The organism is Paraburkholderia tuberum STM678, from assembly GCF_902833905.1.
Lineage (GTDB): Bacteria > Pseudomonadota > Gammaproteobacteria > Burkholderiales > Burkholderiaceae > Paraburkholderia > Paraburkholderia tuberum.
In genome coordinates, this window is sequence record NZ_CADFGP010000004.1 from 63,475 (window position 1) to 74,989 (window position 11,515).

The window sequence follows — 11,515 nt, forward strand, 5'->3', positions numbered from 1 at the left end:
GGTAAAAGAATCGTAGTTTTTCAAATCCCAGTTCCAACCAGTTCTAAAAGACTTTTCACAAAGGAGTGATCATGCAAGCTTTCATCGCCAACATCCAGGGTCTGACCGCCATCGGTATCGGCATCATCATCGGCCTGGGTGCTATCGGCGCCTGTATCGGTATCGGTCTGATGGGCGGCAAGTACATCGAAGCATGCGCCCGTCAACCGGAACTGATGAACCCGCTGCAAACCAAGATGTTCCTGCTGGCTGGTCTGATCGATGCGGCGTTCCTGATTGGCGTTGGTGTGGCAATGCTGTTTGCGTTCGCGAACCCGCTGCTCTCGAAGCTGGCAGGCTGAGGTTCCTCGGAGGTTTGCGCCTGAGCTATAACAGGTAAAGGCGCAGGGCGGAACGGGTACTGGGGCGCTGATCGAGCAGAATCGATGAGCGCCTTGCCGTTTCACTTTCCGAACTAGCAACGTTTAAGGAAACACCGTGAATCTCAACGCAACCCTGTTTGCGCAAATGGTCGTGTTCCTGATCCTCGCGTGGTTCACGATGAAATTCGTGTGGCCGCCGCTGATCAACGCCATCGACGAGCGCGCGAGGAAGATCGCCGACGGTCTGTCCGCCGCGGAAAAGGGCAAGCAGGAACTCGAAGCCGCTCACAAGCGCGTCGACCAGGAACTGGCTCAGGCTCGCAACGACGGCCAGCAACGCATTGCCGACGCTGAAAAGCGCGCTGTCGCAGTCGCCGACGAAATCAAGGCTCAGGCGCAGGCGGAAGCCGCCCGCATCATCGCGCAGGCGAAGGCCGACGCGGATCAGCAAGTCGTGAAGGCGCGCGAAGCGCTGCGTGGCGAAGTTGCTGCACTCGCTGTGAAGGGCGCTGAACAGATCCTGCAGCGCGAAGTCGACCAGGCGGCTCATGCTGACCTGCTGAATCAACTGAAAGCCGAGCTCTGATCATGGCCGAACTTGCAACCATCGCCCGTCCGTACGCGGAAGCGCTGTTTGGCGTGGCCGAAGCTGGTGACATCGCCGCCTGGTCCACGCTCGTGCAGGAGCTGGCACAGGTTGCGCGTCTGCCCGAAGTGCTGTCGATCGCCTCGAGCCCGAAAGTGAGCCGTGCCCAGGTAAGCGATCTGCTGCTGGCCGCGGTCAAGTCGCCGCTCAAGGACAACGCGCAAGCGAAGAATCTGGTGCAGATGCTGGTGGACAACCATCGCCTGCAGCTGCTGCCGGAAATCGCCTCGCAGTTCGAAGAGTTGAAGAACGCCCGCGAAGGGGCAGCAGATGTGCTGATCGTCAGCGCATTCCCGCTCGAAGGTGCGCAGTTGAACGAACTCGTCGCAAGCCTCGAACGCAAGTTCAAGCGCAAGCTGAAGCCGACGGTCGAAGTCGATCACTCGCTGATCGGCGGCGTACGCGTGACGGTCGGCGACGAAGTGCTCGATACCTCGGTCCGCGCGCGGCTCGCCAGCATGCAAACGGCCCTGACGGCCTGAAGCGCTTCGCGTTTTAGCGGCTGGCACGCAACAGAATTGACTATCAGGAGCGAATAATGCAACTCAATCCCTCTGAGATCAGCGAGCTGATCAAGAGCCGGATCCAGGGCCTTGACGCGAGCGCAGACGTTCGCAACCAAGGCACCGTGATCTCCGTGACCGACGGTATCGTGCGTATCCACGGCCTGTCGGAAGTGATGCAGGGCGAAATGCTCGAATTTCCGGGCAACACCTTCGGTCTCGCGCTGAACCTCGAGCGCGACTCGGTCGGCGCCGTGATTCTGGGTGAATACGAACACATTTCGGAAGGCGACATCGTCAAGACGACGGGCCGCATTCTGGAAGTGCCGGTGGGTCCGGAACTGCTCGGCCGCGTGGTCGACACACTCGGCAACCCGATCGACGGCAAAGGCCCGATCAACGCGAAGAAGACCGACGCAATCGAAAAGATTGCACCGGGCGTGATCTGGCGTAAGTCGGTTTCGGAACCGGTCCAAACCGGTCTGAAGTCGATCGACGCGATGGTGCCGATCGGCCGTGGCCAGCGTGAGCTGATCATCGGCGACCGCCAGTGCGGCAAGACCGCAGTCGCAGTCGACGCGATCATCAACCAGAAGGGCAAGAACCTCTTCTGTATCTACGTCGCGATCGGCCAGAAGGCTTCGTCGATCATGAACGTGGTGCGCAAGCTGGAAGAAACCGGCGCGCTGGAATACACGATCGTCGTGTCCGCTTCGGCTTCGGAATCGGCTGCGATGCAGTACCTCGCACCGTACGCCGGCTGCACGATGGGCGAATACTTCCGCGACCGCGGTCAGGACGCGCTGATCGTTTATGACGACTTGACCAAGCAGGCTTGGGCATACCGTCAGATCTCGCTGCTGCTGCGCCGCCCGCCGGGCCGTGAAGCTTATCCGGGTGACGTGTTCTATCTGCACTCGCGTCTGCTCGAGCGTGCTGCTCGCGTGTCGGAAGAGTACGTCGAGAAGTTCACCAACGGCGAAGTGAAGGGCAAGAGCGGTTCGCTGACGGCACTGCCGGTCATCGAAACGCAGGCAGGCGACGTGACCGCATTCGTTCCGACGAACGTGATCTCGATTACCGACGGCCAGATCTTTCTTGAAACCGACCTTTTCAACGCAGGTATCCGCCCGGCGATTAACGCTGGCGTGTCGGTGTCGCGTGTGGGTGGCGCGGCTCAGACGAAGGTCGTGAAGAAGCTGTCGGGCGGTATCCGTACCGACCTGGCGCAGTACCGTGAACTCGCTGCGTTCGCGCAGTTCGCATCGGACCTCGACGAAGCGACCCGCAAGCAGCTCGAGCGCGGCCGCCGCGTGACGGAACTGCTGAAGCAGCCGCAGTATCAGCCGCTGCAGGTGTGGGAACTGGCTGTGTCGCTGTTCGCGGCGAACAACGGCTATCTCGACGACCTCGAAGTTGCTCAAGTCCTGCCGTTCGAAAAGGGCTTGCGCGACCACCTGAAGTCGAGCCATGCTGACCTGGTCAAGCGTATCGAAGACACCAAGGAACTCTCGAAGGACGACGAAGGCCTGCTGCACACGGCCGTCAAAGACTTCAAGAAGTCCGGCGCTTATTGATCCGCGAGTGATCCGCAAGGCATAAACGGACCTTGAAGCGGCGCGGGCCGCATGCGAATGCTCCCGCGCTACTTCGGCCGCATTGCATGGGACCCGAGTAAGCGCTAAAGCGCTAACTCGGGCCGACAAAGGAGCAAGCAATGGCTGGAATGAAGGAAATTCGCGGCAAGATCAAGAGCGTGCAAAACACGCGCAAGATCACGAAAGCGATGGAGATGGTGGCCGCATCGAAGATGCGCCGCGCTCAGGAGCGCATGCGCGCTGCTCGCCCGTATGCCGACAAGGTCCGCGATATCGCCGAGCACATGAGCCGTGCGAACCCGGAGTATCGTCACCCGTTCATGGTGTCGAACGAAGGCGCGAAGGCGGCCGGCATCATCCTCGTCACGACTGATAAAGGTCTGTGCGGGGGGATGAACACCAACGTGCTGCGTGCGTCGCTGCAGAAGTTCAAGGAACTGGAAGGCCAGGGCAAGACGATCGAGGCAACCGCGATCGGCAGCAAGGGCCTGGGCTTCCTGAACCGACTGCAGGCGAAAGTCGTGTCGAACGTCGTGCAACTGGGCGATACGCCGCATCTGGAAAAACTGATCGGCGCTGTGAAGGTGCAGCTCGACCTGTACTCGGAAGGGAAGATTTCGGCGGTGTACCTCGCGTACACGCGCTTCGTCAACACGATGAAGCAGGAGCCGGTGATCGAGCAACTGCTGCCATTGTCGGCGGACCAGTTCGAGCGCACGGAAGAAGACGGTACGACGCCGAGCACGCAGTGGGACTACATCTACGAGCCGGATGCGCAGGCAGTGGTGGACGAACTGCTGGTGCGTTATGTCGAAGCGCTGGTCTATCAGGCCGTCGCGGAAAACATGGCATCGGAGCAGTCGGCCCGCATGGTCGCGATGAAAGCCGCTTCGGACAACGCGAAGACGGTCATCAACGATCTGCAGCTCGTCTACAACAAGAGCCGTCAGGCCGCGATCACGAAAGAACTGTCGGAAATCGTCGGTGGAGCGGCGGCCGTCTGACCCCGGTCAGGCAGGTCGTTGCGTGTGCGCCCGAGCGGCGCGCCCATCGGAGAAACTGCGCCTTTGCGCGAGTGAAGAATTGAGTATCTAAAGGAAAAGCGATGAGTACTACTGCTTTGGTAGAAGGCAAGATCGTACAGTGCATCGGCGCGGTGATCGACGTGGAATTTCCGCGTGAAACCATGCCGAAGATCTACGACGCGCTCATTCTGGAAGGTTCGGAACTGACGCTCGAAGTCCAGCAGCAGCTGGGCGACGGCGTGGTCCGTACCATCTGTCTGGGTGCTTCGGATGGTCTGCGCCGCGGCACGATCGTGAAGAACACGGGCAACCCGATCAGCGTGCCGGTCGGCAAGCCGACCCTCGGCCGTATCATGGACGTGCTTGGCCGTCCGATCGACGAAGCCGGCCCGATCTCGAGCGAAACCACGCGTGCGATCCACCAGAAGGCTCCGGCGTTCGACCAACTGTCGCCGTCGACCGAGCTGCTCGAAACCGGCATCAAGGTTATCGACCTGATCTGCCCGTTCGCGAAGGGCGGTAAGGTGGGTCTGTTCGGTGGCGCCGGCGTGGGCAAGACCGTGAACATGATGGAACTGATCAACAACATCGCGAAGGAACACGGCGGTTACTCCGTGTTCGCCGGTGTGGGCGAGCGTACCCGCGAAGGGAACGACTTCTATCATGAAATGAAGGACTCGAACGTTCTCGACAAGGTCGCGCTGGTGTACGGCCAGATGAACGAGCCGCCGGGCAACCGTCTGCGCGTCGCGCTGACCGGCCTGACGATGGCCGAGCACTTCCGTGACGAAGGCCTCGACGTGCTGTTCTTCGTCGACAACATCTACCGTTTCACGCTGGCCGGTACCGAAGTGTCGGCACTGCTCGGCCGTATGCCGTCGGCAGTGGGCTATCAGCCGACGCTGGCTGAAGAAATGGGTAAGTTGCAAGAGCGTATTACGTCGACCAAGACTGGCTCGATCACGTCGGTGCAGGCCGTGTACGTCCCTGCAGACGACTTGACCGACCCGTCGCCGGCTACGACCTTCGGCCACCTCGACGCAACCGTCGTGCTGTCGCGTGACATCGCTTCGCTCGGTATCTACCCCGCGGTGGACCCACTCGATTCGACCTCGCGTCAGATCGACCCGCACGTGATCGGCGAAGAGCACTACTCGATCACGCGCGGCGTGCAGCAAACGCTGCAGCGCTACAAGGAACTGCGCGACATTATCGCGATTCTGGGCATGGACGAACTCGCGCCGGAAGACAAGCTCGCCGTCGCGCGCGCTCGTAAGATTCAGCGTTTCCTGTCGCAGCCGTTCCACGTCGCTGAAGTGTTCACGGGTTCGCCGGGCAAGTACGTGCCGCTGAAGGAAACGATCCGTGGCTTCAAGATGATCGTCGAAGGCGAGTGCGACCACCTGCCGGAGCAAGCGTTCTACATGGTCGGCACGATCGACGAAGCCTTCGAAAAAGCCAAGAAGATCCAGTAAAGGTCGGGTGTAACGAAGCGGGCGCCGACCTCGCGCATCACGGCTGCCAAAACGGTAGTGTTGCGCAAAGCCAGCGTCTCTGATTACGCTCAACCCGCCTTGCATGGGACGGGAGTCAGCACTCAAGCGCTAACTCTCGTCGACAGGAGTCGACACATATGGCAACCATTAAAGTAGACGTCGTCAGCGCGGAAGAGCAAATCTTTTCGGGCCAGGCGAAGTTCGTCGCGCTGCCAGGCGAAGCGGGTGAACTCGGCATTCTGCCGGGCCACACGCCGCTCATCACGCGGATCCGTCCGGGTGCGGTGCGCATCGAAGTTGAAAACGGCGAAGAAGAGTTTGTGTTCGTCGCCGGCGGCATCCTCGAGGTCCAACCGGGTGCAGTGACGGTTCTCGCCGACACCGCGATCCGCGGCAAGGATCTCGACGAAGCCAAGGCCGAAGACGCACGCAAGCGTGCGGAAGAGGCGCTGCAGAACACGGGCTCGAACCTCGAGTACGCGACCGCACAGGCGGAACTCGCGTACGCGACGGCGCAGCTCGCGGCAATCCAGCGTCTGCGCAAGCTGCGCGGCCAGCACTAAAGCAGCACGTAGTGGAAGAAAGCAGCCTGCGCGGCTGCTTTTTTTTGATAGCTAGTTGACGTTTACGTAAAGGTCGGCAAAATCCACGAGGTTGGAGAAACGGACGGTCGCCGCTCGCCGCGGTCGATGCGACGCGGTGCGGGTAAGACTTGATGCCGGCCGGATACGCGCCGGTGCACAATCGATTTCAAATTCATTTCAATCGAGCGCGCTTGCGCTCACGGAGACAACACTATGGCAACGCATAGCTCGGGAGAAGGTGCGCTCATCGAACCCGCGGATGGACTGTCGTATGTGCGCGGGTCGACTGAAAATCCGTTGAGCGAAGCGACCGTCGGCGAGCTTCTGCGCGACACCGCGGCGCGCTTTCCCGACCGGCCGGCCGTGGTGTTTCGGGAGCAGCGCATCCGCTGGACGTGGAGCGAATTCGCGCAGGAAGTGGATGTGCTTGCGTCCGGGCTGCTTGCACTCGGCATCGCGAAGGGCGATCGCGTCGGCATCTGGTCGCCGAACCGCGTCGAGTGGCTGCTGACGCAGTTCGCGACCGCGCGTATCGGCGCGATCCTCGTCAACATCAATCCTGCCTACCGGCTCGCGGAGCTCGAATACGCGCTGAACAAGGCCGGTTGCAAGGCGATCATCGCCGCCGAGCGCTTCAAGACGTCGATGTACCTCGAGATGCTGCAGGAACTCGCGCCCGAATTGGCGACGCAGCCGCCGGGTGAACTGCATGCCGCGCGGCTGCCGGAACTGCGCTACGTGATCCGCATGTGCGACACGGAGACCCCAGGCATGCTGAGCTTTTCCGACGTGATCGAGGGTGGCCGTGCGTCGTTCGACGCCACTCGGCTCGATGCGATCGGCGCGACGCTGTCGTGCCGGGAGCCGATCAACATCCAGTTCACGAGCGGCACGACGGGCAATCCGAAGGGCGCGACGCTGACGCATCGCAACGTCGTGAACAACGCGCGCTATATCGCGATGGCGATGCGGCTCAGCGAGCAGGACGGCCTGTGCATTCCAGTGCCGCTGTACCACTGCTTCGGGATGGTGCTGGCGGTGCTCGCGTGCGTGTCGGTCGGGGCGAACATGGTGTTTCCGGGCGAGGGCTTCGATCCGGCCGCGACACTCACCGCGACCGCGGAGGAAAAATGCACCGCGCTGCACGGCGTCCCGACGATGTTCATCGCAGAACTCGACCATCCGAGCTTCGCCTCGTACGACTTCTCGCGGCTGCGCACCGGCATCATGGCGGGCTCGCCGTGTCCGATCGAGACGATGAAGAAGGTCGTGTCGAAGATGCACCTGAGCGAGATCACGATCGCCTACGGCATGACGGAAACCAGCCCAGTCTCGTTCCAGAGCTCGACGACCGATCCGCTCGACAAGCGTACGACGACAGTCGGGCGCATCCAGCCGCATCTCGAAGTGAAAATCGTCGATCCGCTCGGCAATATCGTGCCGGTCGGCGAAACGGGCGAGCTATGCACGCGCGGCTACTCGGTGATGCTCGGTTACTGGGGGGACGAAGCGAAGACGCACGAGAGTATCGTCGACGGCTGGATGCACACGGGCGACCTGGCGACGCTCGACGCCGAAGGCTATTGCAACATCGTAGGCCGGCTGAAGGACATGCTGATTCGCGGCGGTGAAAACATCTATCCGCGCGAGATCGAGGAGTTTCTGTTCCGTCACCCGAAGATCCAGAGCGTGCAGGTGTTCGGCGTGCCCGATACCAGGTATGGCGAAGAAGTATGCGCGTGGATCGTGCTGCGGACCGGCGAACAGGCGACGGCAGAAGAAATCCAGCAGTTCTGCCAGGGACAGATTGCGCATTACAAGGTGCCGCGATATATCCGCTTCGTCGAAGAACTGCCGATGACCGTGACCGGCAAGGTGCAAAAATTCGTGATGCGCGAACGGATGATCGGCGAGTTGAAACTCAGAGAGGATAAGACGGCATGACGCCGCCGCAGCACGCTGCGCAGCCAAATATGCCAAACAGGTACGGTAGAACAGGAGTTGCGCGGCGAGGATTCGTCGCGCGCAAACGTTTGAGCAGGCGAAAAAAAAGCGGGCCTGGAGCCCGCTAAAAACCACACGCTACGGGGTTAGCGCGAGGAGACCAAAGATGGGACGGTTATCACGACGCCCCTGCGTCGATGACGGCCCCAGCAGGGATGCCCCTTTACAGGGCTTCGGCAAGCGCCGACCGGCAAGTGCATCGTATCTGCTCACACCACGCACACAGCCACATCCGTGTTGAAACCGTTGAGGGCATTGTGGGCGAATTACCCTATGAACGCGGTAACAAAGTGTTTCAGGTTGTAACGCCCGCCAGATAAGGCGCTGCGGGATTTATTGCCAAAATGAAACCTTTAAAACGTAGTTATTACCGATGACTACGCCGCAATTTAATACGCATGATTGATGCCATTCATGACGCCTGGTGCAGCAGAAATTGGGTCACTAATCAGCGTGAAATGGTTGTGTCTGCAGCGTTCGAGCGACGAATTTCCTGCGGAACCAGCGCTGTGACCCTGCCCCGAAATACATCGCAATTCGAGGAAAAACCTGTGATGCAATGCAGCAAAGCGAATCCGCTTGTGCCGCGTATTGGAAAGGGGCGCATCGCTGCACCTTGGACCTGACCCGGACAGTTATACGACCCGACGACGTCGCCCTTCGTTACATCATCGCCGGCACCGAAATCTCCAGGCGCGCGCAGGCCGCCCTCGCAATCAGTCAGCAACTGACGGCCTCCAACGGACACGGTCGGCTTACTTCAACCACTTGTCCGAGATAGCCTGATACTCGCCGGTCGCTCGAGCGAGATGCAGCCACTGATCGACGTATTGCTGGAACGCGACATCCCCGCGCGGTAGCAACCAGGCCTTCTCGCCGTACTGGAACGGCTTGTCCGGATGCACCGAGCAGAGGCCGGGATTGAGTTTCTGCTGCAGCAGCGTTTCCGACGCATCCGTCACCATCACGTCCGCCTTGCCCGCGAGGATCTGCTTGAAGATCGTCACGTTGTCCGGATAAACGGTCACGTTTGCGTGCGTGAAGTATTGCTTCGCGAACTTCTCGTTGGTGCCCCCCGGATTGACGATCACTCGTGTGGACGGTTGATCGATCTGCGCGACCGTCTGATATTTGTTGACGTCGTCGCAACGGACGATCGGCGTTTTGCCGTCGATCATGTAAGCCTGTGTGAAGAACGCATGCTTCTGGCGCTCGAGCGTCGGCGACACACCGCCAATGCCGATGTCGCACTTTGCGACGAAGTCGTTCATCAGGTTCGACCACGACGTCTTGACGAACTCGAGCTTCACGCCGAGCGACTTCGCGAGCGATTCAGCCATGTCGATATCGATGCCCTCGAACTGGCCATCGCCCCTGTAGAACGAATACGGCTTGTAGTCGCCGGTAGTGCAAGCGCGCAGCGTGCCGCGGCTGATGATGTCGTCGAGCCTGGAGGGCGCAGGCGCGGCGTTTTGCGCGCTGGCTACGCCGACGTGCATCAGGACGCCGGCGAGCGCGCCGAGCATTGCGAGTGCTGCCTTCTTCATCGAGTATCCTGGTGGTGTGTAGTGTGCAATTCATCGGTAAAGCTGTTGGATAGTAGCTTGGCAGCGCGGGCTTGAACATCGGCCGTTCAGCCAGGGCGACCCGGGCAGCGGAAGACATCGACCCTGGGCCCGTGCGGGCAGTGGCGGGCGGTAGCTGATCGAGGTGCGTCCGAGCTGCTTCCCGCCCGCTTCCCACGACGCGTCGTCGCCACATTCATTACCCCGCGACGCGCGATGTCCGGAGCCGCCTCCGGTAAAATGCTCCTTTGCCCTCAGCTCTTCAGTCGCACGCAACGTGGCCCATCAACTCCTGAACGACACTTTTCTGCGCGCGCTGCTGCGCCAGCCCACCGACTACACGCCGATCTGGCTGATGCGGCAGGCTGGCCGCTATCTGCCGGAATACAACGCCACGCGCGGCCGCGCGGGCAGTTTCCTCGGTCTCGCGAAGAACCCGGCTTTCGCGACGGAAGTCACCTTGCAGCCCCTCGATCGCTATCCGCTCGACGCCGCGATCCTGTTCTCCGACATCCTGACCGTGCCCGACGCGATGGGCCTCGGTCTCGAGTTCGTCAACGGCGAAGGGCCGAGATTTGCCCGTCCGGTGCGCACCGAAGACGACGTCGCGCGCTTGGCGGTGCCCGACATCGACGCGACACTGCGCTACGTGACCGACGCCGTGCGTGAAATCCGCTCGGCGCTGAAGGACGCGCAAGGCCGCCAGCGCGTGCCTCTGATCGGCTTCTCAGGCAGCCCATGGACGCTCGCGTGCTACATGGTGGAAGGAAGCGGCTCGGCGGACTTTCGCACCGTCAAATCGATGCTGTACGCGCGTCCCGATCTGCTGCAGCGGATTCTCGAGGTCAACGCGCGCTCGGTCGCGGCATATCTGAACGCGCAGATCGAAGCCGGCGCGCAAGCGGTGATGATTTTCGACACATGGGGCGGAGCGCTCGCCGATGGCATCTATCAGCGCTTTTCGCTGCGCTACATCGAGCAGGTGGTCAGCCAGCTGAAGCGCGAACACGACGGCGAAAAAGTGCCCGTAATCGCGTTCACGAAGGGGGGCGGCTTGTGGCTCGACGACATCGCCGCGAGCGGCGTCGACGCGGTGGGCCTCGACTGGACAGTGAACCTCGGCACGGCGCGCGAACGTGTCGGTGGCAAGGTGGCGCTTCAGGGCAACATCGATCCGTCTGTGCTGTTTGCGCCGCCTGCCGCGATCCGCATGGAAGCGCGCGCGGTGCTCAACAGTTTCGGCAACCATCCCGGCCACGTTTTCAATCTGGGTCACGGCATTTCACAGTTCACGCCGCCCGAGCATGTTGCTGAACTGGTCGACGAAGTGCATCGTCACAGCCGCGCTATTCGTAGTGGCGCACCTACGCCCGCGTGAGTGTGTAATCATTACCGTTTCTTGTTGCATCGCAGCGAATTGGGCTCTCGCCCTAAGGACCGCAGCTCCGCGAATACGCCGCCAGATGGTGGTCTTACGAAAGTCAAGAGCTGACTTATGCACACTTCGCACGCTGCGGCGCGGCAGAGACTTTAATCGTGCCCCGACCCTTGCACATACTCGGCGCATTTGATCTGAGCCTTGCCGGGCAAGGGTTTGCGGGGCGCGTGATGAAATGTGCGGAATCCCACACAAGGCCGTCGCGGCGCCGTTTGCGGCCCGTCGAAGCGAAGTTCTCAACAAAGTTATCCACAGGGCCGCGAGCCGAGCGCAATTGTTCAGTCGAATCCAAAA

The 11,515-nt window shown here is 61.1% G+C and carries 10 protein-coding genes; 9 read left to right on the plus strand and 1 reads right to left on the minus strand.

From position 1 onward, the window contains the following. Positions 1 to 71: 71 nt before the first annotated feature. From atpE to HWY30_RS04330, 8 genes are all read left to right on the plus strand, one after another. Positions 72 to 341: a F0F1 ATP synthase subunit C gene (gene atpE, locus HWY30_RS04295; protein ID WP_007180033.1), complete on the plus strand. Its 270-nt coding sequence runs from the start codon at positions 72 to 74 to the stop codon at positions 339 to 341. Between the two features lie 136 nt (positions 342 to 477). Beyond that, on the plus strand, positions 478 to 948 hold the full coding sequence (locus tag HWY30_RS04300) for a F0F1 ATP synthase subunit B (protein WP_090802394.1): 471 nt from the start codon (positions 478 to 480) through the stop codon (positions 946 to 948). Between the two features lie 2 nt (positions 949 to 950). Next, positions 951 to 1,490 carry a F0F1 ATP synthase subunit delta gene (locus HWY30_RS04305; RefSeq protein ID WP_090802396.1) on the plus strand — a complete coding sequence of 180 codons (540 nt, stop codon included), beginning with the start codon at positions 951 to 953 and terminating at the stop codon, positions 1,488 to 1,490. A gap of 56 nt (positions 1,491 to 1,546) precedes the next feature. Further along, positions 1,547 to 3,088: a F0F1 ATP synthase subunit alpha gene (gene atpA / locus HWY30_RS04310; RefSeq protein WP_090802398.1), complete on the plus strand. Its 1,542-nt coding sequence runs from the start codon at positions 1,547 to 1,549 to the stop codon at positions 3,086 to 3,088. 140 nt (positions 3,089 to 3,228) lie between these two features. Then, on the plus strand, positions 3,229 to 4,113 hold the full coding sequence (gene atpG, locus HWY30_RS04315) for a F0F1 ATP synthase subunit gamma (RefSeq protein WP_090802400.1): 885 nt from the start codon (positions 3,229 to 3,231) through the stop codon (positions 4,111 to 4,113). A 101-nt stretch (positions 4,114 to 4,214) separates the two neighbouring features. After that, complete coding sequence (atpD, locus tag HWY30_RS04320; RefSeq protein WP_090802401.1) at positions 4,215 to 5,609, plus strand: F0F1 ATP synthase subunit beta; 1,395 nt, start codon at positions 4,215 to 4,217, stop codon at positions 5,607 to 5,609. A 158-nt stretch (positions 5,610 to 5,767) separates the two neighbouring features. Beyond that, the gene (locus HWY30_RS04325; protein ID WP_090802403.1) at positions 5,768 to 6,193 is read left to right on the plus strand and encodes a F0F1 ATP synthase subunit epsilon; all 426 of its coding nucleotides are present in this window, start codon (positions 5,768 to 5,770) and stop codon (positions 6,191 to 6,193) included. 234 nt (positions 6,194 to 6,427) lie between these two features. Continuing rightward, positions 6,428 to 8,158 (plus strand): AMP-binding protein, encoded by a 1,731-nt coding sequence (locus tag HWY30_RS04330; RefSeq protein WP_090802404.1) that lies wholly within the window; start codon positions 6,428 to 6,430, stop codon positions 8,156 to 8,158. A gap of 815 nt (positions 8,159 to 8,973) precedes the next feature. Here HWY30_RS04330 and HWY30_RS04335 read toward each other — a convergent pair. Then, positions 8,974 to 9,765: a transporter substrate-binding domain-containing protein gene (locus HWY30_RS04335; protein WP_090802406.1), complete on the minus strand. Its 792-nt coding sequence runs from the start codon at positions 9,763 to 9,765 to the stop codon at positions 8,974 to 8,976. Between the two features lie 295 nt (positions 9,766 to 10,060). On the opposite strand from HWY30_RS04335, the gene hemE reads away from it, so the two are divergent. Further along, the gene (gene hemE / locus HWY30_RS04340; protein ID WP_090802408.1) at positions 10,061 to 11,161 is read left to right on the plus strand and encodes a uroporphyrinogen decarboxylase; all 1,101 of its coding nucleotides are present in this window, start codon (positions 10,061 to 10,063) and stop codon (positions 11,159 to 11,161) included. The last annotated feature ends 354 nt before the right edge of the window (positions 11,162 to 11,515 follow it).

Excerpts from the sequence above, each read along its gene's own strand:
- atpE (WP_007180033.1), top strand. The coding sequence starts at position 72 with ATGCAAGCTTTCATCGCCAACATCCAGGGTCTGACCGCCATCGGTATC.
- HWY30_RS04305 (WP_090802396.1), top strand. The coding sequence starts at position 951 with ATGGCCGAACTTGCAACCATCGCCCGTCCGTACGCGGAAGCGCTGTTT.
- atpA (WP_090802398.1), top strand. The coding sequence starts at position 1,547 with ATGCAACTCAATCCCTCTGAGATCAGCGAGCTGATCAAGAGCCGGATC.
- atpG (WP_090802400.1), top strand. The coding sequence starts at position 3,229 with ATGGCTGGAATGAAGGAAATTCGCGGCAAGATCAAGAGCGTGCAAAAC.
- atpD (WP_090802401.1), top strand. The coding sequence starts at position 4,215 with ATGAGTACTACTGCTTTGGTAGAAGGCAAGATCGTACAGTGCATCGGC.
- HWY30_RS04325 (WP_090802403.1), top strand. The coding sequence starts at position 5,768 with ATGGCAACCATTAAAGTAGACGTCGTCAGCGCGGAAGAGCAAATCTTT.
- HWY30_RS04330 (WP_090802404.1), top strand. The coding sequence starts at position 6,428 with ATGGCAACGCATAGCTCGGGAGAAGGTGCGCTCATCGAACCCGCGGAT.
- HWY30_RS04335 (WP_090802406.1), bottom strand. The coding sequence starts at position 9,765 with ATGAAGAAGGCAGCACTCGCAATGCTCGGCGCGCTCGCCGGCGTCCTG.